The organism is Aerococcus sanguinicola, from assembly GCF_008726925.1.
Classification (GTDB): Bacteria; Bacillota; Bacilli; order Lactobacillales; family Aerococcaceae; genus Aerococcus.
The window spans coordinates 143,620-169,493 of the sequence record NZ_VYWO01000002.1 but is presented as its reverse complement, the minus strand read 5'-3'; the positions used below and the strand labels follow the sequence as shown (position 1 = coordinate 169,493).

The 25,874-nt window shown below is 50.1% G+C and carries 11 protein-coding genes; 5 read left to right on the top strand and 6 right to left on the bottom strand.

What is annotated here, in order from left to right:
* Positions 1–67 precede the first annotated feature (67 nt).
* On the top strand, positions 68–919 hold the full coding sequence (locus tag F6I03_RS05045) for an alpha/beta fold hydrolase (RefSeq protein ID WP_070431307.1): 852 nt from the start codon (positions 68–70) through the stop codon (positions 917–919).
* A gap of 993 nt (positions 920–1,912) precedes the next feature.
* Here F6I03_RS05045 and gltX read toward each other — a convergent pair.
* The 4 genes from gltX to F6I03_RS05025 all read right to left on the bottom strand — a co-directional run bounded on the left by gltX (position 1,913) and on the right by F6I03_RS05025 (position 7,430).
* Positions 1,913–3,382, bottom strand: a complete 1,470-nt coding sequence (gene gltX, locus F6I03_RS05040) for a glutamate--tRNA ligase (protein ID WP_070430192.1) — start codon at positions 3,380–3,382, stop codon at positions 1,913–1,915.
* Between the two features lie 794 nt (positions 3,383–4,176).
* The gene (locus F6I03_RS05035; protein WP_070430193.1) at positions 4,177–5,334 is read right to left on the bottom strand and encodes a PIN/TRAM domain-containing protein; all 1,158 of its coding nucleotides are present in this window, start codon (positions 5,332–5,334) and stop codon (positions 4,177–4,179) included.
* Between the two features lie 146 nt (positions 5,335–5,480).
* Complete coding sequence (gene radA, locus F6I03_RS05030; protein WP_070430194.1) at positions 5,481–6,863, bottom strand: DNA repair protein RadA; 1,383 nt, start codon at positions 6,861–6,863, stop codon at positions 5,481–5,483.
* Between the two features lie 30 nt (positions 6,864–6,893).
* Entirely contained in the window at positions 6,894–7,430 is a 537-nt protein-coding gene (locus F6I03_RS05025; protein WP_070430195.1) for a dUTP diphosphatase, read from the bottom strand.
* Between the two features lie 217 nt (positions 7,431–7,647).
* On the opposite strand from F6I03_RS05025, the gene F6I03_RS05020 reads away from it, so the two are divergent.
* From F6I03_RS05020 to nadC, 4 genes are all read left to right on the top strand, one after another.
* On the top strand, positions 7,648–11,613 hold the full coding sequence (locus tag F6I03_RS05020; RefSeq protein WP_070430196.1) for a choice-of-anchor I family protein: 3,966 nt from the start codon (positions 7,648–7,650) through the stop codon (positions 11,611–11,613).
* 212 nt (positions 11,614–11,825) lie between these two features.
* On the top strand, positions 11,826–12,572 hold the full coding sequence (locus F6I03_RS05015) for a hypothetical protein (RefSeq protein WP_070430197.1): 747 nt from the start codon (positions 11,826–11,828) through the stop codon (positions 12,570–12,572).
* Entirely contained in the window at positions 12,565–12,756 is a 192-nt protein-coding gene (locus tag F6I03_RS05010) for a hypothetical protein (RefSeq protein ID WP_070430198.1), read from the top strand. The genes F6I03_RS05015 and F6I03_RS05010 overlap by 8 nt, the downstream gene beginning before the upstream one ends.
* A 677-nt stretch (positions 12,757–13,433) precedes the next feature.
* Entirely contained in the window at positions 13,434–14,279 is an 846-nt protein-coding gene (gene nadC / locus F6I03_RS05005; protein ID WP_070430199.1) for a carboxylating nicotinate-nucleotide diphosphorylase, read from the top strand.
* 175 nt (positions 14,280–14,454) lie between these two features.
* Here the strand turns inward: nadC and F6I03_RS09925 are convergent, their stop codons facing one another.
* Both F6I03_RS09925 and F6I03_RS04995 read right to left on the bottom strand, forming a co-directional pair.
* On the bottom strand, positions 14,455–21,114 hold the full coding sequence (locus F6I03_RS09925; protein WP_150983078.1) for an LPXTG cell wall anchor domain-containing protein: 6,660 nt from the start codon (positions 21,112–21,114) through the stop codon (positions 14,455–14,457).
* Positions 21,111–25,700 carry a YSIRK-type signal peptide-containing protein gene (locus F6I03_RS04995; protein WP_191622024.1) on the bottom strand — a complete coding sequence of 1,530 codons (4,590 nt, stop codon included), beginning with the start codon at positions 25,698–25,700 and terminating at the stop codon, positions 21,111–21,113. Before F6I03_RS04995 ends, F6I03_RS09925 begins: the two co-directional genes overlap by 4 nt.
* Between the last annotated feature and the right edge of the window lie 174 nt (positions 25,701–25,874).

Genomic DNA, 25,874 nt, shown 5'->3' with positions numbered 1-25,874 from the left:
CCTTAACTGTCGCAATTTAGTTCAATTTAGCGTACACTAAGTCTAAGACATGAAGGAGGTCTTTTCCATGTACACCATTCGTAAATTAATGATTGCATCCATTCCCTGCTATGAGTATAGCCCCCAAGGTCAAGAAAATAAAGCCCTGCCCTTAGTGATCTTCTACCACGGTTGGACCAATTCCAAGGAACAAGGAGCGACCCTGGCCTTGGAGCTCGTCCAGCGCGGTTTCCGGGTCCTTCTCCCCGATGCTTATGGCCACGGTGAGCGGGTAGACTTCGACCAACGCCTCGAACCCGCGGATTTCTTCCAAGACCTCTTGCGCAATGTCCAAGAATTCCCACAGCTTCGGTCCTACTACCAAGACCAGGGGCTCTTAGATGACGTCAGCCTCAGTGTCTCAGGACTCTCTATGGGAGGCATCACGACTTGCATGTTAGTCCGGACTTACCCCGAGATTGACCAAGCCGGCGTACTCATGGGCACCCCCCAGCTGGAGAACTATGCCCGGGCCCTCTGCCGCAACTACTTCCCCGAAGCCATCGAACTCACAGCAGAAGAGAAGGCAGAAGTCCAAGCCATCCTGGAACAAATGGCCCAGGTCGACTTAAGCCAAGCCACCGAAAGAATCGGCGACCGGCCCCTCTTCTTCTGGCATGCGGTCAACGACGATGTTGTCCCCTATAACCTCACCCAAGAATTCTTCGACCGCTACCAAGAAGACTTCCCCCTCTACATGATCAGCGACAGCAAGGCCGGCCACCGGGTCCCCTATTACGCCTTCTACCTCCTAGCCGCCTATTTCGACGCCTGCCAAAACAACACCCCCGACCACATCCAAGCCAGCTTCCTCGAAGACTTCGCCCACCGCTTCGGCAAAGACGCCAACAACCACTACCCCTATCACATTGAAAAATAAGGGTGTGAGGGCTGGCGGTTAGCTTTCCTTCACTGGAGCAAGTCACCAGAGCAGTCTGGAAGACTGCGGCGGGGACTTGTGAAGTGACAGGAAAGCTGCCAGACCGAACCCGACTATAAGGGTGTGAGCAAGAGCGGTTAGAAAGGGATGACTGGAGGCAAAGAGGAAAAGAGCGGCTGTAAGCCGATCGTTCCACTTTGCTGAAGTCACTCCCTTTCTGCTCTTGCGAACCCGACTGAAGGGTGTGAGCAGAGGCGGGTAGAAGCTTACCACTGGAGCACGAACGAAAAAGGGCAAGCTGTGCTTGCACGTTTCGATCGCGCGAAGTGGAGAAGCTTCTGCCTCTGCGAACCCAACTAAAAGGGTGTGAGAGGATGCGGGAGAAAGGGACCTCTGGAGTAAAAGACCAGAGAAGGCTGAAGGCCTTCGATGGGCATTTGCGAAGAGTAGCCCTTTCTGCATCCTCGAATCCGACTATAGGGTGTGAGGGCGCGCGGTCAGCTTCCTTTCACTGGAACAAGTCACCAGAGCAATCTCATAGACTGCGGCGGAGACTTGTGAAGTGACAAGGAAGCTGCGCGACCGAACCCGACTAAAGGGTGTGAGCAGAGGCAGGACTTGCAGCTTGCCGATTTGCTTTTGACGGCCCTCTCCGCAAATAGGAGGCAGCTTTTTATGGACAGGGGCTCTGCGCGCAAATCGAAGCTGGCTATCTGCTTGCAGAAACTCCGAGCGCAAATATAAGGAGACAATTTGCGTGCAGGAGCGCTGCGCACAAAATCAAAAACAGAAACTTGCCAAAATCATCCCACAGCTGACAAAAACAGCCCTAAGTTAAGTCGCGCTAGCTGAGGGATTCTGGCCGAACCGGTCCCATGGCTTTTCAAAGGCAAGATTCAGCAGCTAAAGGAATGCTCAGACTAGGATGCAAACTTAACACAAAAGCGGCTCCCTTCAAGTGTAGAGGGAGCCGCTTTTGTACTTATCTTTATTTTAGAATTGGGCCAAAACTTGGTCCAGGTGGTGTTTTACCTTATCCTTGCCTAATACTTCGATGGTTAACCCAATCGAAGGACCGTGTTGTTCGCCAGAAGTGGCCACACGGAGGGGCATGTAGAGGTTTTTCCCTTTAATGCCGGTTTCTTTTTGTACGGCTTTAATGGCTGCCATGATGTTTTCTTCAGTGAAAGGTTCAATGCTATCCACTTTGTCGCGGAAGGCTTGAACGACAACAGGCGCTGTTTCTGATTTGAGAACATCCTTGGCTTCATCCGCAATCTCTAAGTCTTCGTGGAAGAACATATCTGAGAGGGGAACGATTTCAGCTGCATAGGACATTTCATCCTGGTAGAGGGAAATCAACTTCTTGGTCCATTCCATCTCTTCCTGGCTTGGATTATCAGAGATTCGACCCGCCTTTTGAAGGTGAGGGATGGCCAAGTCTGCGATAGCTTCGGCATCTTTTTCCTTCATGTAGCGGTTATTGATCCATTCCAATTTCTTATTGTCGAAGGCAGCTGGTGACTTGCTTAAGCGGTCTGGATCGAACATTTCGATGAATTCTTCCTTGGAGAAGATTTCGTCTTCCCCGACTGGCGACCAACCGAGCAGGGTGATGAAGTTAAACATGGCTTCAGGCAAGTAGCCTAAATCGCGGTACTGTTCGATAAACTGAAGGATGGATTCATCCCGTTTGGACAATTTTTTCCCTGTTTCCGCATTAGTGATCAGACTCATATGGCCATACTCAGGTGCTTGCCAGCCCAGGGCATCATAGATCATCAATTGTTTAGGCGTATTGGCCACATGGTCGTCCCCACGCAGGACATGGGTGATACCCATCAGGTGGTCATCCACAACCACGGCGAAATTATATGTTGGTGAGCCATCATTCTTCAGAATGACAAAGTCCCCGCTGATATCCTTGGATTCGAACTTGACTTCTCCCTTGACCATATCATCGAAACGGTAGGTTTGGCCTTCAGGAATGCGGAAACGGATGGTTTCGGGACGGCCTTCTGCCCGGGCTTGGTCAATCTCTTCCTGGCTGCGGTCGCGCCAAGTCCCTGTATAGTGAGGCATCTCCCCGTTAGCACGTTGGGCTTCACGTTCTGCTTCTAACTCTTCCGCCGTATCGAAGGCATAGTAAGCATCGCCTTGTTCGAGTAGCTGGTCCAGGTATTTATGGTAGATCTCATCCCGTTCAGATTGGCGGTAAGGCCCATACTCACCGGGTTTATCTGGACCTTCATCCCAATCAATGCCTAACCAAGTCAGGTTTTCCAACTGGCTGCTTTCCCCATCTTCAATATTCCGCTTCTTATCAGTATCTTCAATCCGAATAATGAAGTCGCCACCTTCGTGACGTGCGTATAGGTAGTTGAACAATGCGGTACGCGCATTCCCGATGTGTAAGTGCCCGGTTGGACTCGGTGCATAGCGTACTCTAACTTTATCTGCCATTCAAACTTCTCTCCTCATCAAAATATTTTTCTTAATCCAATGCCCTCCCTGTCGAAGGAACATTTTTCCTTATCCATTATAACGCAATCCCCAGCTTAGAACAATTTCTTGAGCAGATTCCTCTAAGAAAATGCAGCTTGGTTCAAAAGCATAGGAAAAATATAGCTAGCTTGGGTCTTCCCGACTTGCTAACAAAGCTTCCATTGGCAAGTAGGATAACGGTAACTTGCGATTAGACCTTCTGTTAGCAAGTAGAACGGTAGCAATTTGCTAACAAAGCCCCCATTAGCAAGTAGGACAACAGCAATTTGCTAACAAAGCCTCCATTAGCAAGTAGCACAACAGCAATTTGCTAACAAGGCCTCCATTAGCAAATTGGCTCGCTGCTAGACAAGCTGCCCCCACTCGCCATAATGAAAACAAGCTAGCCAAGACCTTGCTAGCTTGTTAATTCTTATTAAAAAATAGGTTTTTCTGTATTCTAATGGAATTACGCTGGCAAGCCACACTGTCGGAAGCTATTTGTGGTTTGATCGTGCGCCCTCACACCCTTAGTTGGGTTCGACTTGGCAGACTCGGAGTGATTTCACAAGTCAGAAACGAGCGACTACTTCGCTCTTATTCTGACTTGCTCCAATCATCCGAGCCTAACCGCCAAGTCTCTCACCCTGTTTAGTCGGGTTCGGTCTGGCAGCTTTCCTGTCACTTCACAAGTCCCCGCCGCAGTCTTGCAGACTGCTCTGGTGACTTGTTCCAGTGAAGGAAAGCTAAACGCCAGCCCTCACACCCTATCTTTACTCAGCGATTTTGGCAAAGATCATTTTGCCGGCATTGGTTTGGATGGCGCTGGTGACTTCGACGTCCAGGTGTTCATCCATGTGATGCTTGCCTTCTTCGACAACAATCATGGTGCCGTCGTTGAGGTAACCGACTCCTTGCTGGCGTTCGGTTCCCGGTTTGAGGATGCGAACGGACAAGTGGTCACCAGGGACCACCACTGTTTTCATGGCATTGGCTAATTCATTGATGTTCAGGACCTTAATTTGGTGGAACTGGCTAACCTTATTCAGATTATAGTCATTGGTTACCAGGACCCCGTCTAGCTTCTTGGTCAGCAGAATCAATTTGAGGTCCACTTCTTCTTCCTCTTCGAAGTCTCCGGTATAGAATTCCACGGTAATTTGATCCAAGTCTTGCATGGCGTTTAGGACATCTAAGCCGCGACGCCCGCGCACTCTTTTCTCGCTTGCTGCTGAATCCGCAATATACTGGAGTTCTTTGAGGACGAAGTTAGGAACCACGACAACCCCCTCGATAAAGCCTGTCTTCAGGATATCTAAGATCCGACCGTCGATAATCACACTGGTATCTAGGATCTTGTAAGGCTTAAAGGAAATCGTGAAATCCTTGGGCTCTAAGAGGGCTAATTCTTCTGGCTTATCGTCTTGAACGGCCTGCTGGGTCTCCTCCTCCTGGCTGGCGCTTTCAACCACTTCACGCCGGGTCAGGGTCATATTGGAGAAGAAGGTCTTAATATCCCCACCCTTCAGGCGAATGGTCATAAAACCGATGTAGGCGAAGAGAATCGAGAGCAGGATGGGGAGAATGTTAGAGATTACCGGCCAGTTCAAGGCCGAAATCGGCAAGCTCACCAACCAAGCGACAATCAGTCCAGCGACTATCCCTAGCGTATAGAGAAGGATATTGGACAAAGAGACCTTCTCAATCTCAATGCGCAAACGCTCCAAAAAGCGATCGTAAACCGGACGTAATAAGACAATGACAAGGAAGAAAATAAGGGCCCCTAAAAGCATGTTGACGATGGGATGGTTCAATAATGTCGATTGAAAATTAAATAATTGCCAAACTTTAGGTAAGGAATAATAGCCTGTTCCTGCCCCTAAAATTAAAAATAAAGCTGTCACCGCCGTATTCCATTTATTCTGTTCCATGTCGTCACCTCCTTTAATTTAATGCATTGGATCTAGCAAGTCAGTCCTTCCCAGCTTAAAGAAAAAATCAGTCATTAAGATAAGAAGGACTTATCATCTCACTAAATACCTTTTAGTATTTTATCACTAATTCTTAGTTAGGGCCACTATCCACGTGGAAAAACCAAATTAAGAACATTTCGCAGGGTTTTGGAGGGGATGACCTCAATCTTGCCCTGGTGGAGCTTGGCGTCATCATTGCCATGCGGGATAAAGACGCGCTTAAAGCCCATATTCTCGGCTTCGGCAATGCGGTCAGCCACCCGACTCACCCGGCGGATCTCACCTGTTAAGCCAATTTCACCGATAAAGCAATCGGTCGGTTGGGTCTCTTTCTCCCAATAGGAAGAGGCGATAGCGACAGCGATGGCCAGGTCAATGGCCGGCTCATCCAAGCGGACCCCGCCTGTTGACTTCAGATAGGCATCCTGGTTCTGCAGCATGAGGCCTGCCCGCTTCTCGAGAACAGCCATAATCAGGGTCACCCGTGAATAGTCCAAGCCACTGGCTGTTCGCCGGGCATTCCCGAAGGCTGTCGGGGTGAGCAGGGCCTGGATCTCTGTCAGCAAGGTTCGAGTCCCTTCCAGGGAAGCCACAACAGCCGAGCCATTTGCCCCCATCAGACGCTCTTCAAGGAACATTTGGCTAGGGTTGGCCACCTCGTGTAGGCCATTTTCTTGCATGTCAAAGACGCCAATTTCATTGGTAGACCCAAAACGGTTCTTGACGGCCCGCAAGATACGGAAGGAGTTGTATTTCTCCCCTTCCAGGTAGAGGACCGTATCCACCATATGTTCGAGGATGCGAGGGCCCGCAATATTCCCCTGCTTGGTCACATGTCCCACAATGAAGATAGCGGTCTGGCTCGACTTAGCCAAGGCCATCAAGCGCTGGGTCGTCTCCCGCACCTGGGACACACTCCCCGCCATCCCGGTCGAATCCGGCTGGAGCATGGTTTGGATGGAGTCAATAATGACAAAGGCTGGTTTGATATCCACAATTGCCGCTTCCACCATAGACATGTCCGTCTCAGCGAAGACATAGAAGTCCGCTGCTTCAAAGCCCAAGCGGTCAGCCCGCATCTTGATCTGTTGGACACTCTCTTCCCCGGAAACATAGAGAACTGGCCCGGCCTTCTTGTCCAATTGGGTCGCCACTTGGAGTAAGAGGGTAGACTTCCCGATCCCCGGGTCGCCCCCGATCAGCACGAGAGACCCTGCCACGACGCCCCCGCCTAGGACCCGGTTGAGCTCCACCAGGTCCGTCTGGGTTCGTGCTTCCTCCTCCCCTTTGACCTCATTGATACGCTGGGCCTTGTGGTCGGCACTGCGGTAGGCGCGACGGTCTTCCGGATGGCGGATCGCTTCACCACCAATCCGCTCTTCTTCCATCTGGTTCCAAGCCCCACACTGGGGGCAGCGGCCGTACCATTGAGGGGACTCATACCCACAAGCCTGGCAGGTATACAAGACCCTTTCCTTCTTCGCCATGCATTCGTCTCCTTTCCTTAATTACAGCTCCTACTGGCCAGAACTGCCGAAGCCCCCTTGGCGGTCAGAGGCCTGGTCGCCCTGGTCTTGGTCGGTCTTCAAGAAGGGCAGGAAGATCCCTTGGGCAATCCGTTCCCCCTTCTTGACTGTCACATCAGTCAGACCAAAGTTCAATAATTGGACATAGATGTGGCCTTCATTACCAGCATTATTATAATAATCGCTATCGATAATACCAATCCCATTCGGTAGGGTCAGATAGCGCTTGAGGGGGTTACTGGACCGGCAAGTCAGCTGCAGATATTCATCCGCCCCCATATAAGCCTTGAGCCCTGTTGGCACCAGGGTTGGCTTCATAATCTCTTCCTTAACTTCTCCCCAGTCCTTGCCCTTAAATTCCGGCCATTGACTGAAGACATAAGCGATGGCTCCCCGCCAAAAAGAGGGAATCGTTACGGTCTCCCCGGCCTCAATATCATAGCCCGCCGCTTGCTTGGTGGCACGCTGGGGCAAATGAATGCCAGCTTGGGCATAGTCCTGAATCACTTCAAATCCACGTTGACGCATGGTCTTCCTCCTTAAAAAATAAGTCTTATGTCTATTTTCATATAATTGAAGGATTTAAGCAAGCGCTTTTCCCAAGCTTAAATAATTCCTAGACTCTTTCTAAAGCTTGCCAGCAGAAGCCCTTAATAGGAGGATTTACCTAAGATTTACATAAAGGATACGAACTTTTTACAATCCTTTGATAGGATGAACTTAGCATGATATTAAGGAGGATTCTATGAAACGTCCAGCCATCTACCGAGCACCCCGCGTGCTATTGACCACTCTCTTTGCCTTAACTAGCTTTAGCTTAGCCAGCCAGGAAGTTGAGGCGCAAGAAAACCAGACGAGCCCTGATAACTCAACGGGGGAAGTCAGCCCATCCGGTGAAAGTACGCCCTCCCCTTCGTCGGCTTCAGGAGAAACTGCTGGCAGTGCAGGGAAAGCCAGTTCAGATTCTACAACTAGCGACCAAACAGCGCCAAGCAAGAATGAAGCTCAGGCCAAGCAACCGACGACCAATACCCAATTGATCACCATCGCCCATACCAATGACATGCACGGCCGCCTGGAAGCAGAAGGCTCGGCCGACAATCAAAAAGTCACAGGCATGGCCCAAGCCTCTGCTTACTTCGACCAGATCGAAGCGGACGCTGTTTTTGACGCTGGCGATGCCTTCCAAGGTCTCCCTCTCTCCAACCATGACAAGGGCTACACTATGGCCCAGGCCATGAAGGAAGCAGGCTATGATGCCATGACAGTGGGTAACCATGAGTTTGACTTTGGCGAAGAGACTGCCCGGTCCTACGAGAATGTCCTCGAATTTCCTGTCCTCTCAGCCAATGTTGAAAAAGATGGGCAGCCCGTCTTCAACCCTTCCGTCAATGTCCATACTAATAACTTCAACTTGGGGGTTGTCGGTGTTACCACGCCTGAAACAGCTTATAAGACCCATCCCAAGAATGTTGAAGGGATGACCTTTGCCCCTCCAATCGAAGCAACCATTAAGGAGCTCAACCGGCTCTTAGATGACGAAAGTGTCCAGGAAGATGCCTATGTGGTCCTCGCCCACCTCGGTATCGACCCAGCCACGCGTCCAGAATGGCGGGGAGACCGGTTAGCTGAAGCCCTCGACGCCTTAGAGCGCTTTGACCCTTATCAAATTATCCTGATCGATGGCCATTCCCATACAGCCGTTCCAGGGGGCAAAACTTATGGGAACGTCTTCTATGCTCAAACAGGGACTGCCCTCAATAATATCGGGGTCATCCAATTCGATCCTAAGCAACCGGGTTCAGCCAAGGGACGCCTAGTCTCAGCTGAAGAAGTCCGCCAGAGCTTAGATGGCAAGACGGACCCTCAAATTGAAGCCATCATCAATGAAGCCCGGTCTAATTATGAAAGTGAAACTTCCCGCGAACTTGTGGCTAATAACCCGGTCTTCCTAAACGGCCGCCGCAATTATGTCCGCTCACATGAAACCAACCTAGGCAACCTCATCACGGATGCCATGGTCGCTTATGGCCGTGAGGGTGGTTTCAACAATCCAACCGACTTCGCCATGATTAATGGGGGCGGGATCCGTGAAGAGATTGCTAAGGACGAGCCGATTACAGAAGGTGATGTCATCGCTGTTCTTCCTTTCGGTAATATCCAATCCCAAATCGAAGTCACTGGTCAACAAATCTATGATATGTTCAACTTGGCCTACTCCGCCCCAACGACAGAAGGTTTTGGGAGCCAGGCAGAAGGTAACCGGGTCGACCCGATCGATGAAGATTCTGGCCTACCTGCCCTCAATGCCCTCGGTGGCTTCTTACAAGTCTCATCCGATATCAAGGTCTACTTTGACCCTACAGCTGAAGACCGTCACCATCGCGTGCTAGGGGTTTACCTCCGTGACCCTCAGACAGGCGATTACGAGCTTATCCCTAACGATGGCAGCCGAACCTATTATATGGCGACCAATGACTTCCTCGCTCAAGGTGGGGACGGCTATGATATGTTAAGTGGGGCTCGAGAAGAAGGGCCATCGCTCGACCAAGTGGTTATGGCTCATATTGAAGCGGGCGGCCAAGAACTTCTCAAGCAATACGCCGACCCACTCCCTCAAGAGCGGATTATCCCTATCACCCAGGCTGACTTCGCCGACTTAGTCCAAGCTGATGCGCCTGAACGCACCATCCATAGTCTGGAGAACGACGCCTTCAAGGTCGAAGAAGTTGGACGCTATGAGAGCGGGGCACCTTTCGACGAAGGCGGCACTGAGATTGTGGTCTACAACCCAAGCCAAGAGACCATCTATTCCATTAACGGCCATGAGAAAGCCATCGACATTATCGATGCCAGCCAGTCTGGTGTCATGCCGCTAAAACGCCGGCTCTTGCTTAAAGACCTTGGCCTGACCGCAAGCGACCTGACCAGTATCGCCCTCCATCCAAGCGGGCAAATCTTCGCAGTCAGCGCCCCTGCCCTCGATAAGACAGACCCAGGCAATGTGGCCTTCTTCACCGCTGATGGCGACTATATTAGCCATGTTCAAGTCGGCGCCCTCCCTGATAACCTGCAATTTACCCACAAGGGCGACCTAGTCCTAGTGGCTAACGAAGGGGAACCGAACGATGATTACACGGTTAATCCAGCCGGGAGCATCTCCGTCATCGAAATCCCAGCTGACTTCAGCCCTATTAGCCAGGACCAAGTCACAACCATTGAACTGACCGAAGCAGATATGCCAGAAGACCTCCGTCAATTAGGGCCAGATGCCAGTCATTTTGCTCGCAATATGGAGCCTGAATACCTGGTCATTGACCAAAACGACCAGTACGCCTATGTTAGCCTGCAGGAAGTCAACGCTATCGCCAAGTTCAATATCCCTGAACGGCGCTTCGACCTGGTGAAGTCCCTAGGCTACAAAGACCACTCGCTGGAAAACGACTACATTGATCCTTCCGACCGTGATGACAAGCATGAATCGCGGAAAGTTCCGGTCCTAGCCCTCCACCAACCCGATGCCATCGCTCTCTTTGAAGTAGATGGTGAAAGCTACCTCGTCCTTCCAAATGAAGGGGATGCCCAAGATTACAGTGGTTACTCTGAAGAAGTTCGGGTAAAAGACTTAGCCAAAGCCGGCTTAATTGACTTGGATGCCAAGTACTACCAAGGCTATAGCCAAGAAGAACTTGACCAAGCGGTTGCCCAAGGCCTCTTCGATGATGACCAATTAGGCCGTCTCCGTGTCACCACAGCCCACCCATTCAAGACCGGAGATACCCACAATGCCCTGGTGGCCTTTGGTGGTCGGTCCTTCTCCATCCTCCGTGCCTCTGACCTGGAAATGATCTATGACAGTGGCAATGACTTCGAACGCCTCATCCAGTCCATCAACCCGGATCTCTTTAACAGTGAAATTGAATTAGAAAAGGGACAAAGAGTCGCCAATCCAGATTCTCGGAGTGATAACAAAGGAGCTGAACCTGAGACAGCGGTTGTCGGTTATCTAAACGGCAAGCCTTATGCCTTCATCGCCTTAGAACGCTCAGGTGGGATGATGGTCTACGATGTGAGCGATCCTTACCAACCACACTTCGTTGATTACATCTACGACCCAAGCTTCCAAGATGTGTCTCCTGAAGGCCTCTACTTCGTCCCAGCTGACCAATCCCCAGATGGCCAGGCCCACTTACTTGCTGCCTACGAGGTTTCTGGAACCATTGCGGACTACCGCTTAGAAACGCCAAAAGTGGCGCCAGACCAAACACGCCCAGGCGGTGGCAACACCAACACTAACACTGGCACTGGGACCAGCACTGAAGATGACAGCCAGGGCGATCCAGCTACTCCAACAAGCCCAAGCTCAACCACCCCAGCAGAGGGCAGCGTAGAAGCGCCAGGCTCAGAAAGTCGACCTGGTCGCCCAGTGACGCCACAAGCTGATAAGCCTCAAGCAGGTGCACAAGAACAAAGTAGCGAAGCCCAAGTTGCCAGTCGATCTGATCAAAAAGTAACGGCAATTAAAGTTGACCCTGCGACCGGTGGACAAAGCAAGCAAACCACCGCTGATAAGACCAAGGCAGATCCTGCCAAGCAAGAGAAGCTCCCACAACTCTCTAGCCAGAGTCCAAGCCTAGGTCTTGGCCTTGCCCTCGCAGGCATCGGCTTCCTATTCACCCTCACTAAAAAACCAAGCCGGTCCAAAAAATAACAGCTCTTCATTCTAAAAACTAAGAATGAACTCGCCTGCCCCAAGTTATCTTTAGAAGAGATAGCTTGGGGATTTTTATTGTAGGGCAGTGAGGGCATCCCTTCGACCTTGAATAAATTAAAGAACTAATCCAAATATCGACAAAACTTTCTTTGTTGGACACTTTCCTATAAAATAAGGGCAGTACACTTAAGCCAAAAAGGAAGATGACTTTGAAAAAATTCATGCACTACCTAGGTCTTGCCGTCCTCAGCCTCTGCTTGGCGGCCTGCCAATCCCAGTCGAGCGATGAGCTCTTAGCTAAAATCGACCAAGCGGCAGAAAAAATGACCACATATCAAACCAGTACAGACTTCGACCAGAAGTTGGCTGACCAAGAAATTTTTAACCAAATCACCATGGCTAGCTACAGTCAAGAGCGCGGAATCGAAGGGAAACTACTCAATAAAGCCGACGATGAAGAACGGATCCTACAGATCATTAGTAACCCCAAGCAAACCGTTTACCAAGAACGTCAGCTGGACGAAGCATCCGATTGGCAACTGAGCCCCTCTTCCCAGGCCTTGGAGGAACGGGTCCACCGCTTCCCCTACCAGAAGATGCTGGAAATCCTCCACAAAATTAAGGGGAGCACCAGCCTGCGCCGACTCGGTCCCAGCCAGATTATCCGCTATGAGGGGGAGAACCCCCAACTCACTGAAATGATCAACCAGCGCGGGGCCAGTAGCTATCAGAATGACGCCATCCACAGCTTGGAATTTCTTATCGATAGCCAAAGCGCCGGCATCCGCCAAGTCAGCTGGCGGGTCCACGGCCAGGACAAGGCCTCCAAGAAGCCCCTGCTGACCTCCATCACCATCAAGTACCAGCCCATCCCCGACCAACAATTAGACGAAGACTTCGCCTCGGCTGAGGATAAGGCCTATATCCCCTCAAGAAAGGAAAACACTAATGAATAAAAACCTCGTGGGCACTCTCTTTTCCCTCCTCTGCATCGGCATCAATATCTATATCATGGTCAAGGGCCGGTCCAAAGAAGGCATGACCGCCATGGAACAAGCCCGACTCAAAACCGTATCCGGCATCATGCTCCTCCTCGCCTTCATCGCCCTCACCTTCGGCCAATATTTAGGGTTAGAATAAGGGTGTGAGCAAAGGCGTTTAGAAAGGGATGACTGGAGGCAAAGAGGAAAAGAGCGGCTGCAAGCCGATCGTTCCACTTTGCTGAAGTCACTCCCTTTCTGCCTTTGTGAACCCGACTAGAGGGTGTGATCAGAGGGGGTCAATCCACAAACAAGGCTATTGCGTGTGGGTTGGCAATGCCCAACCCACACTGACAAGGTCTAAATGTGGCTTTCTAAGCTGACTCAAGTAAAATATGGTCAGAATCAATACTAAAAATATAAAATAAGGATCAACAAGCTAGCGTCTGCTAGCTTGTTTTCATTCTAATGACCTGAGCTAGCTTGCCTAGAAGGACTCAACTTGCTAAGGGGGGACTCGTTTGAAAGTTGGCGGTATTCTACTTGCTAACCGGAGCCTCATTCGAAAGTTGCCGCTTCCCTACTTGCTAATCGGAGCCCCATTCGAAAGTTGCCGCTTCCCTACTTGCTAACCGGAGCCTCTTTCGAAAGTTACCGCTTCCCTACTTGCTAACCGGAGCCCCTTTCGAAAGTTGCCGCTTCCCTACTCGCAAATGAATCTCCCATTTGAAAGTTAGCGCCCATAGTCAAGCGAGCTGCTAAGGAGGTCTGTACTCTTAGAGAAGCGTCCCTAGCCAGCCTATGCTATAATGAAGAAAAAGTCTTAGGAGGTTGCCTATGTTAGCCCTAAAAGAAAGCGAAATGCGAGACCTGATCGAAAGAGCCCTTGCCGAGGATGCCCCTTATTATGACCTTGCTTCGGAAGCGATTTTCCAAGGCCAGACAGGATCCGTGGACCTGATTGCCAAGCAAGATGGGATTCTCTGCGGCCTGCCCATCTTCCAAGCGGTTTTCTCCTATCTCCAGGAAGACAGTCAATTCGATGTGTTCATCCAAGAAGGCGAGCGAATTGAAAGAGGCCAGGTCATCCTAAGCATCACGGCCAAGGCCACCACGCTTTTGACTGGTGAGCGGGTTGCCTTGAACTATCTGCAGCGCTTATCAGGAATTGCGACAGCTACGCGGCGTTTTGTTGATGCCTTGGAAGGGTCTGGGATTAAGCTCATGGACACCCGGAAGACGACGCCAGGCTTCCGTAATCTAGAGAAGTATGCCGTCCGGGTCGGTGGGGGCTATAACCACCGCCATGGCTTGTCCGACCTCATCATGCTCAAGGACAACCATATCGGAGCAGCCGGTTCAATCACGGCTGCCGTCCAAGCTGTCCGGGCGATTGACCCCTTCATCCATAAGATTGAAGTAGAGACGGAGAGCCTTGACATGGTCAAGGAAGCAGTCGCTTGCGGTGTGGACATCATCATGCTGGACAATATGGACCATGACCAGATGGCAGAGTCCATCGCCTATATTGATGGCCGGGCGATTATCGAAGGTTCTGGCAATATGACAGCTGATAATGTTTCTCGGATAAAAGATCTGGCCCTCGATTATATTTCCTCTGGCGCTATCACCCATTCAGCCGGTATTTTAGACCTGAGCATGAAGAACTTCCGCGTGCATTAAAAAATAATTACGATTCAAAAGAAGCCCCCAAACTTGGCCTGAGTGGTCAAATTTGGGGACTCTTTTTGTTTTTAATAATCAAAAAACCCATCTTCATTGATTCGAAGATGGGCTTTATTGACAAGCTTTCCAGCTCGCTAAGTGTTACTTTACCCTTGACTAAAGTCGGAGGAGACTAGTCTTTTTTCTTCATTGGGAAGACAAGTAGTCCAACCCCTGCGAGGAGGGAAACAGCGATTGCTGTTGTAGACACTTGGTTGGTTGAAGAAGTTTGTGGTAGGGTCTTAGCTTTGGCTTGTTTTGGTGTTGCCTTGCCCTTGTTTTCTTGACGAATTTGGGTAGTCACAGGGTAGGTCACACGTTCTACTTGCACCTTAGCGGGTTGTTCTGGTTGGCTTGGTACTTCTGGGGTTGGTTCGCCTGGTACGCTTGGTACTTCTGGTGTTGGTTCACCTGGTACGCTTGGTACTTCCGGTGTTGGATTACCTGGTACGGTTGGTTCGTCCGGTGTTGGATTACCTGGTACGTTCGGTACTTCCGGTGTTGGATTACCTGGTTCGTTCGGTACTTCCGGTGTTGGTTCGCCTGGTACGTTCGGTTCACCTGGTACTTCCGGCGTTGGCTCACCTGGTTCACCTGGTACTTCCGGTGTTGGATTACCTGGTTCGTTCGGTTCACCTGGTGTAGGTTCACCCGGTACGCTTGGTACTTCCGGTGTTGGCTTGCCAGGTTCGTTTGGTACGTCCGGCGTTGGCTTGCCTGGTTCTTCAGGTTTACCGGGTTTTGGTGTTTCAGGTTTAATCGGAACATTTGGTGTTGGGTCGTCTGGTTTTGGTGTTCTAGGACTCTCTGGGCATGGTTTGCAGCATGGAATTTCAATTTCCTCAGTTGTATGGTCTGAGAAGATGATGATCAACTTACCTTGACGGTTGTAGATCTTCTGTACGCTGCGGCCATCCTTACCGTCCTTGCCGTCTTTACCATCGCGGACGAAGTGACGGCTGGATTCCTTACCTTCGCCATCTTTAACGATTACCCAAAGGCCGGATTCACCCTTCTCATTCTTACCTGGAACGGTTTCGAGAGTCGATGAGGCCCCGTCTTTACCGTCACGGACAAATTCACGGGAGACTTCATTGCCGTCACCATCGAAGACAATGATCCATTGGCCAGATTCACCGCGGCTGTTCTTGCCTTCTTCCACCTTGACAGATGGGGTCTTGCCGTCGCGGATAAATTCACGGCTTAATTCATTGCCCTTGTCGTCGGTAATGATGACCCAAACGCCGTCGTGGCCTTGGCTATCCTTGCCTTTTTCCGTCCGGATGCGTTGTGACTGACCATCCTTACCGTCACGGCCGTCCTTACCATCTTTACCGTCTTTGACAGTAGTGGTGGTCGTCGTACCATCTGGATTCTTAATGGTAATGGTATGGCTGCCGTCACCGTTGTCTTTGACGCTAACTTCTGGGGACTTGCCATCCTTACCATCTTTGACCGTGGTGTTGGTCGTCGTACCGTCTGGATTCTTGATGGTAATGGTGTGGCTGCCGTCGCCATTGTCTTTAGTGGTGACTTCTGGGGACTGGCCGTCCTTACCGTTCTTGACCGTAGTCGTCGATGTTGTACCATCTGGATTCTTAACAGTAATGGTGTGGCTGCCATCGCCATTATCCTTCAAGGAAACTTCTGGTGACTTGCCGTCTTTACCATCCTTCACAGAACCTTCAGCAACAGGTGCTTGCTTGGTATCTGGCTTGCCTGTCTTAGGATCTACTGGGTAGAACTTGATGGTAGTTGTGCCATCTGCGCCCTTCTCTACAACAGGAGCAAAGCTCTTGCCATCGATGCCGTCCTTACCATCGCGGCCATCTTTACCCTTTTGACCGTCTTTGATAGTGGTCGTTGTGGTCGTGCCATCTGGGTTCTTGATGGTAATGGTGTGGCTGCCGTCGCCATTGTCCTTCGTGCTGACTTCTGGAGACTTGCCGTCCTTACCATCTTTGACAGTGGTCGTTGTGGTCGTACCGTCTGGGTTCTTAATGGTGATGGTATGCGTTCCGTCGCCGTTATCCTTAGTGGTAACTTCTGGCGACTTGCCGTCTTTACCATCTTTCACAGAACCTTCGGCAACAGGCGCTTGTTTGGTATCTGGCTTGCCTGTCTTAGGATCGACTGGGTAGAACTTAATCGTGGTTGTGCCGTCTTTACCTTTTTCAAGGACTGGGGCAAAGGTCTTGCCGTCGATACCGTCCTTGCCATCTTGACCATCCTTACCATCTTTGACCGTTGTGGTCGTAACTGTACCATTCGGATCCTTGATGGTAATGGTGTGGCTGCCGTCGCCATTATCTTTAGTGGTGATTTCTGGAGACTTGCCGTCTTGGCCATCCTTCACATAGCTTTCATGAACAACTGCACCGGTTTCTGGGTCTTTGACGATAATCTTGGTACCAGCTTGCTTACCAGGAGTGTTTGGATCAACATCTTCCACCCGGTCGGCTTCAACCAATGGCGCCTTACCGTCTTTACCATCTTTCACAGAACCTTCTGCAACAGCTGGCTGGGTCGTATCTGGCTTGCCAGTCTTAGGATCTACTGGGTAGAACTTGATGGTGGTTGTCCCATCTGCGCCCTTCTCTACAACAGGAGCAAAAGTCTTACCGTCCAGGCCGTCCTTACCGTCTTTACCAGGAGCTCCGGTTTCACCCTTCTCACCTTGGTCACCCTTGGCACCTTTTTCACCATCTTTAACGAAAGTTTCTCTGATGACTTTGCCTGTCTCTGGGTCAGTCACTGTAATCTTGGTACCTGGTTGATTACCTGGAGTATTTGGATCAGCATCTTCAACTCGTTCCGTATTGACTTGTGGTGTCTTACCATCCTTACCGTTCTTAACGGTGGTGGTAGAGTTTACTGTGCCGTCTGGGTTCTTCGTGGTGATGGTGTGGCTGCCGTCGCCGTTATCCTTCACTTCAACAGTTGGGGATTGACCATCCTTACCATCGCGGACAAATTGGGCCGAAACGACTTCATCATCGGTAAACTTACCGTCGCCGTTCTTGTCGAAGTAGTTGATGATCCAGCGGCCAGGTTCTTTAGCTGCATTTTCTCCTTCAACCACTGTGGTGTAGGCTGACTTACCGTTTACACCGTCTTTGACCGTACCTTCTGCAACAGCAGGTTGGCTTGTGTCTGGCTTACCAGTTTCTTTGTTGACTGGGTAGAACTTGATGGTGGTTGTGCCATCTTTACCCTTCTCAACAACTGGGGCATAGGTCTTGCCGTCTGCGCCGTCTTTAACCTTACCTTCTGCAACAGCAGGTTGGGTCGTATCTGGCTTACCGCTTTCTTTGTTCACTGGGTAGAACTTGATGATGGTTTCACCATTTTCGCCTCGTTCAACTACTGGGGCGTAGGTCTTGCCATCTTGGCCGTCCTTACCATTCTTACCGTCTTTGCCATCCTTGACAAAGGTTTCATTGATGACCTTGCCAGTTTCTGGATCTTTAACGGTAATCTTGGTACCAGGCTGCTTGCCAGGGGTGTTTGGCTCAAGGTCTTCCACTCGTTCGGTTTCAACAACTGGATCTTTGCCATCTTTACCATCTTTGACCGTTGTGGTGGTGGTTGTACCGTCTGGGTTCTTGATAGTGATGGTGTGTGTTCCGTTGCCGTTGTCCTTGGTGGTCACTTCTGGGGACTTGCCGTCCTTACCGTCACGGACAAATTTAGCGGAAACAACTTCATCTTCGGTAAACTTGCCGTCACCGTTCTTATCGAAGTAGTTGATGATCCATTGACCTTGTTCGCCGGCTTCGTTTGGTCCAGTGACTACCGTTGTGTAGGCCGACTTACCGTTTTGACCGTCTGCACCCTTAGCGCCGTCTTTGACTTCACCAGTGGCAACAGGTTCTTGGGTCTTATCAACTTTACCAGTTGTCGGATCGACTGGGTAGAACTTGATAGTTGTCGTGCCGTCTTGACCCTTCTCAACAACTGGGGCAAAGGTCTTGCCGTCGACACCATTTGTGCCGTCTTGACCCTTGTCACCTTTCTCACCCTTAGCCCCATCTTTAACGGTGGTTGTGGTGGTTGTACCATCTGGGTTCTTGATGGTGATAGTATGCGTCCCGTTGCCGTTGTCCTTAGTAGTTACTTCTGGAGACTTGCCATCTTGGCCGTCTTTCACGAAAGTTTCGTTAATGACTTCGCCAGATTCTGGATCTGTGACGGTGATCTTGGTTCCTGATTGGTTACCAGGGGTGTTTGGCTCAAGGTCTTCCACCCGTTCGGTTTTAACAACTGGAGCCTTAGCATCCTTACCATCTTTCACCGTGCCTTCTGCTACGGCTGGTTGCGTGGTATCTGGCTTGCCGGTTTCTGGATTAATTGGGTAGAATTTGATGTTTGTTTCGCCATCTTTACCCTTAGTGACAACAGGAGCATAGGTCTTGCCATCCTTACCATCGCGGACAAATTGAGCCGAAACAACTTCATCGTCGGTGAACTTGCCATCAGCGTTCTTGTCGAAGTAGTTGATGATCCAGCGGCCAGGTTCGCCGGCTGCATTTGGTCCTTCAACCACTGTGGTGTAGGCTGACTTGCCGTCTTTGACAGAGCCTTCTGCTACGGCTGGTTGAGTCGTATCTGGCTTGCCGGTTTCTGGGTTCACAGGGTAGAACTTGATGGTGGTTGTGCCATCTGCGCCCTTCTCAACAACTGGGGCAAAGGTCTTACCATTTTCACCATTCTTACCGTCTTGACCTTTTTCACCCTTGTCGCCCTTAGCGCCGTCTTTGACTTCGCCACTAGCAACAGGAGCTTGCTCGGTATCTGGCTTGCCTGTCTTAGGATCTACTGGGTAGAATTTGATCGTGCTGACGCCATCTTGGCCCTTAGTTACAACAGGAGCGTAGGTCTTGCCATCCTTACCATCGCGAACAAATTGAGTCGAAACAACTTCATCATCAGTGAACTTGCCGTCGCCGTTCTTGTCAAAGTAGTTGATGATCCAGCGGCCAGGTTCACCGGCTGCATTTGGTCCTTCAACGACTGTGGTGTAAGCGGACTTACCGTTTGCACCGTCCTTGACTGCACCTTCTGCAACAGCTGGTTGCTTGGTATCTGGTTCACCCGTCTTAGGATCGACTGGGTAGAACTTGATGGTGGTTGTGCCATCTGCACCCTTCTCAACAACTGGAGCAAAGGTCTTACCGTCAGTGCCATCTTTCACCGTACCTTCAGCGACAGCTGGTTGTTCGGTGTCAGCCTTGCCGGTTTCTGGATTCACTGGGTAGAACTTGATAGAAGTGGTGCCGTCTTGGCCCTTAGTTACTACAGGAGCAAAGGTCTTACCGTTCTTACCGTCTTTAACTTCGGTTTCAGTCGGGGTGCCATCAACAACATTACCCTCTGCGTCGCGAACTTGTGGGGTCACCTTGATGATGACACCATCGTTAGCGTCGTTGCGGCGGGTTTCAACCTTAGGACTTAGGCCATCTTTACCGTCCTTGCCGTCCTTCACCTTACCTTCTGCAACAGCAGGTTGGGTCGTATCTGGCTTGCCGCTTTCTTTGTTCACTGGGTAGAACTTGATGGTGGTTTCGCCGTCTTTACCTTTTTCGAGGACTGGGGCGAAGGTCTTGCCGTCTGCACCGTCTTTAACTTCACCAGAAGCGACTGGATCTTTGGTCTTATCAGCTTGACCATCTTGACCGGCTGGGTAGAACTTGATTGTAGTCGTGCCATCTTGGCCTTTTTCGACAACAGGAACAAAAGTCTTGCCGTCTTGGCCTGGATCGCCTTTTTCACCCTTGGCGCCGTCTTGACCTTTTTCGCCATCTTTGACAAAGCTTTCACTGATGACCTTACCGGTTTCTGGGTCTGTAACCGTTACTTTGGTACCTGGTTGGTTGCCTTCAGTCGTTGGGTCAGCGTCTTCTACGCGTTCGGTTTTAACATCTGGGGTCTTGCCATCTTTGACTTCACCTTCTGCTACCGCTGGCTGAGTCGTATCTGGTTGCTTAGTTTCAGGGTTGACTGGGTAGAACTTAATGGTTGTTACACCGTCTTTACCCTTTTCAAGGACTGGAGCAAAGGTCTTGCCGTCTGCACCGTTCTTACCATCTAGACCTTTCTCACCTTGGGCTCCGGTAGCACCTGGATCGCCCTTGTCACCTTTAGCACCGTCTTTGACTTCGCCGGTGGCTACTGGGTCTTTTGTGGTATCAGGCTGGCCGGTCTTAGGATCGACTGGATAGAACTTGATGGTTGAAACGCCATCTTGACCCTTAGTAATGACTGGAGCGTAAGTCTTACCATTTTGGCCATCCTTAACTTCACTTTCAGTTGGAGTGCCATCTACCACGTTGCCTTGAGCATCACGAACTTGTGGGGTCACCTTGATGATGACGCCGTCGTTGGTAGCGTTGCGGCGAGTTTCAACTTTAGGTGTTAAGCCATCTTTACCGTCCTTAACCTCGCCTGTCGCAACAGGGTTTTGGGTCTTGTCGGCTTGGCCGGTCTTAGGATCTACAGGGTAGAATTTAATGCTTGTGACGCCATCTTGGCCTTTTTCTACAACTGGGGCAAAAGTTTTGCCATCGATACCGTCTGTAACGAAGCTTTCACTGATAACAGCCTTCGTTTCTGGATCTTTGACAACAATCTTGGTCCCTGGTTGCTTGCCGTCAACACTTGGATCAGCGTCTTCTACGCGGCTGGTTTCAACGATTGGGGTCTTACCATCTTTGACTTCGCCGGTAGCAACTGGCTCTTTAGTCTTGTTGGCTTGGCCATCTGCACCTGCTGGGTAGAACTTGATGTGGGTCACACCATCTTTACCCTTCTCAACGACTGGAACAAAGGTCTTACCATTTTCACCGTTCTTACCGTCTTGGCCTTTCTCACCTTGGGCACCAGTACACCTGGGTCACCCTTATCACCTTTAGCGCCGTCTTTGACTTCGCCGGTGGCTACAGGTTCTTGGCTTTCATCGGCCTTGCCAGTCTTAGGATCGACTGGGTAGAACTTGATAGAGGTTGTCCCATCTGCACCCTTCTTAACCACTGGCGCATAGGTCTTGCCATCTGCACCATTCTGGCCGTCCTTAACTTCCGTTTCAGTTGGCGTACCGTCTACGACATTGCCTTGGTCATCACGAACTTGTGGAGTCACCTTGATGATGACGCCGTCGTTGGTATCGTTGCGGCGAGTTTCAACTTTAGGCGTTAAGCCGTCCTTACCGTCTTTCCCATCTTTAACTTCGCCAGTTGCGACTGGTCCTTGGGTCTTGTCCGGTTGACCTTGGGCATCTGCTGGATAGAACTTAATGTGTGTAATACCGTCTTGGCCCTTTTCAACGACTGGGACATAGGTCTTACCGTTTTCACCTGGATCGCCCTTGTCACCCTTAGCACCGTCTTTGACTTCGCCTTTAGCGATTGGACCCTTTGTCTTATCCGGTTGACCTTGAGCGTCTGCTGGGTAGAACTTGATATGAGTCACACCATCTTGGCCCTTTTCAACGACTGGGACGAAGGTCTTACCGTCATTACCCTTATCGCCTTTTTCGCCATCTTTAACAAAGCTTTCGCTGATAACGTTTTTACCTTCAGGATCTTTAACGGTTACTTTGGTACCTGGTTGGTCGCCGTCTGTGTTTGGATCTGCATCCGGTACACGGCTAGTTTCAATGCGTGGGCTCTTGCCGTCTTTACCAGGATCACCCTTGGCACCATCCTTGACTTCGCTAGTTACAGGGGTTCCGGTAACTACTTCACCTTGTTCATTGTAAGAACGTGGGGTCAGGGTAATGATCACGCCATCATTAGCTGGGTTACGCTTAACGTCAACTAATGGCGTTAACCCATCGCGACCATTTTGACCTGGGTCACCTTTTTCACCCTTTTCGCCCTTCACGCCATCTTTAACAAAGCTTTCGCTGAGGACTTCTTTAGTAATTGGGTCCTTGAAGGTAACCTTGGTCCCTGGTTGGTTGCCGTTTTCTTTAGGATCCGCATCATCCACACGGGTGGTTTCGATAAGTGGAGTTTTACCGTCCTTACCGTCCTTGACCTTACCAGTTGCAACTGGATTCTGAGTCTTGTCGGCTTCGCCAGTTGGAGTAGCTGGGTAGAACTTGATATGGGTAACCCCATCTTTGCCCTTCTCTACCACTGGGACAAAAGTCTTGCCGTTGGCGCCGTCTTGGCCTTTTTCACCTTGAGCGCCTTGAGCACCAGTGTCACCTTTAAGGCCTTGTTCACCCTTTTCGCCATCTTTTACGACACCTTCAGCAACAGGTTTTTGATCCTTGTCAGCTGTGCCGTCTGGCTTGGCTGGGTAGAATTTGATGGTAGTTTGTTTGTTAGGCTCATCGCGCTCAACAACAGGAACGTAGGACTTGCCATCCGCACCCTTTTCACCTTGAGCACCGGCTGCTCCCGTTTCGCCTTTTTCACCGTCTTTGACGATGCCTTCAGCAACAGGTTTTTGTTCTTTATCGGCGGTACCATCTGACTTAGCTGGGTAGAACTTAATGGTGGTTTGTTTGTTGGCAGCATCACGTTCGACTACGGGAACGTAGGACTTACCATCTGCACCGTCCTTACCCTTCTCACCTTGGGCACCGGTAGCACCAGTTTCACCTTTTTCACCACGGTCGCCTTGAGGCCCTTGAAGACCACGTTCACCTTGGTCACCTTTTTCACCCTTTTCGCCGTCTTTAACTTGACCGGTAGCAATCGGTTGTTGATCTTTATCAGGCGTACCATCTTTTTTGGCTGGGTAGAACTTGATATGGGTAATGCCATCTGCACCCTTTTCAACGACTGGGACATAGGTCTTGCCGTCGGTACCAGGAGCGCCGTCTTTGACTTCGCTAGTGGTTGGGGTCCCGTTTTCAACTTGACCTTGGGCATTGTAGTGGCGTGGGGTTACTGTGATCAAGACACCATTATCAGCTTCGTTGCGGCGGACGTCGACTAATGGTGTTAGGCCGTCGCGACCGTCCTTACCTGGGGCACCTTGAGCGCCTTGCTCACCTTTTTCGCCCTTAGCACCTTGAGGACCAGCTACACCTTGTTCGCCCTTTTCTCCCTTAGGACCTTGAGGACCAGCTACGCCTTGCTCACCTTTTTCGCCCTTAGGACCCTGAGGACCAGCTACACCTTGTTCCCCTTTTTCGCCTTTAGGGCCTTGAGGACCGGCTACGCCTTGTTCGCCCTTTTCTCCCTTAGGACCTTGAGGACCAGCTACACCTTGTTCCCCTTTTTCGCCCTTAGGACCTTGGGGGCCAGCTACGCCTTGCTCACCTTTTTCGCCCTTAGGACCTTGGGGGCCAGCTACGCCTTGCTCACCTTTTTCGCCCTTAGGACCTTGAGGACCGGCTACACCTTGTTCACCTTTTTCGCCCTTAGCACCTTGATCTCCCTTAAGTCCATCGTAGACAAAGGTCTCATTCAAGGTTTTTCCAGTTACTGGATCGATTACGGTTACCTTAGTTCCTGGACGACCGTCTTTTTCACCACGTTCGGTTGTAATCTTAGGAGTACGCCCGTCACGCGGAACAATGGTCTTACCTGGGCGACTGGTACGATCACCATCATGAACGACAGCTGAGATGGTATCGCCTTCGTTTAAAGGAGTCACATCGGAAATTTGGAATTCCCCATCTGGATTGGTTCGTGTTTGATAGGTTTTATTCCCAACTGTTACAGTAATAGGTTTGTTTGGTTCAGCTGTCCCACTAATTGTAGTATCGCCAGATAAACGAGGATTCACTACCGGGGGTTCAATTGGTTGTTTTTGACCTTCTGGTAAGCCTACACCAAGTAAGATTTCCGCATCTACTGGCGGCTTTTCAATTTCATCACGGGTACCAATTTCACCTAAGTCAACGCCCTTGTAGGTACGGACCGTCTTGATGTGTTTAGTAACCCCTTCTTCCCCACGCTTAACTTCTTTAGCTGACCCAATAGGAAGTTCAGTTGTTGTTTTATACTTGGTTTGGAATTTAATTGGTGTTCTTTCAACTTTTTCACGGGTACCGAAGTTGACCTCAGGATTAAAGTCACCTTGTTGAACAGCCTTGTTAACAAAATAATTTTCTCGAGATTCCGCATCCATAGTAGAGGAATTCGCACCAAAAGCACGGTTAAACATCCCAATGGTAGCTTTATAGTCTAACTTACCATTCCAATTTTTTACAGGAACAGAAAATTTCAATACTAATGGACGATTACGTTGAGCATCGTAATTAGAAAGTGGACGTGCAACAGTCGATAATCCAGGATAACCGAGTGCACCCACACGTGTAAATTTAAAATCTGCTGGTTTAGGATAAGCTTTACTGTTTGGAACAGAAACTTTCCCTGAAATGCCAGAGGCTGGTACATCGAAACCCTCCCCTAATTCAAGGCCAATACGAGGATCGTGATCTACAGTACCTAATCCAGCAAGACCATTTGGTCCAACATGATAGATCAATTCAAAATCTACTTTGTTTCCTGCACGATCAGGAGTTGCCTTGAAAGTGTAGTTAGCTGGTTGATTTGCTCCTTGAACTATTCCATCCCCCTTATGAGTAAGAGGTGTATTAGCATCTCCCAAAGCAACTGGAACGCCACCAACGCGTACTTCACTTGGTGTTTCAGGCGCTGCATAGAAGGCAAAGCCTGGGCGGCGTTTGTCGTCGGCATATTGAAGACCTGCCTTGCTGATGGCATCCATCAGGTGACGGCCGTTGCTCACCTTGTCTAAGTTGACATAGTTGAGGATGCCGGCAATTTCTTCGTCTGTGTAGATACCCTTGAGTTCAGACTTGAGAACTTCTTGAGGATTAGATGACCCTGAAACTTTCTTGGCTAAGCGATCAAGTTGGGCTTCGCGGGCTGCTTCAAAGCTGGCGCCTGGAATTTCCGCACCTTCGACAGCCGCATAGTTTCCAGCTTGGCTCTGAGGGACTTCCTTTTTGTCATTGTCTGACAATTCACCCACTTCAGGTTTTACTTTCTTGTCTGCTGATTCTTTATTTTCTTTAGCTGGTTCTGCTTCAGCTGGAGCTTGAGCCTCGTCTTCAGCTTGTGGGGCTTCCGCCTTGGCTGCTTCTGGCTCGGCTGGCGCTTCAGCTGTTAGTGCAGGCTCTTCTGCTGGCTTGGTTTCAGCTTCTGGAGCTGCTTCAAGCACGGGCGCTGCTTCTGGCTGGCTGCTGGCTGCATCAGCTGGGGCTTCTACCCGGTCCACGGCACTGGCTGCTGTGATTTCATCCGCTTGCACGCTCACGGCTTGGTTGGTGAACAATAAGCCTGCGGCAACTGCTACAGAGGCGACACCTATATTAAGGCGTTTGATGGAGTAACGGTAGAACTTGTTACTCATCTTCTCTCTTTTTAATTTTATATTATTTTTCCCTAGCATAAAAAACCTCCCGGTAAAAACATTTGTGTACGTCATCGTTATCATACGGTATCAAAATAAAAATTTAAAAGAGAAATTTATTTTGTACTTTTCTCTTTTTCGTCAAAATTTAAAGACAAAGCTTAATTTCTAAGGGTTTTCGCTTGCTTTTCCTGGAGAAATTTAAAATAAATA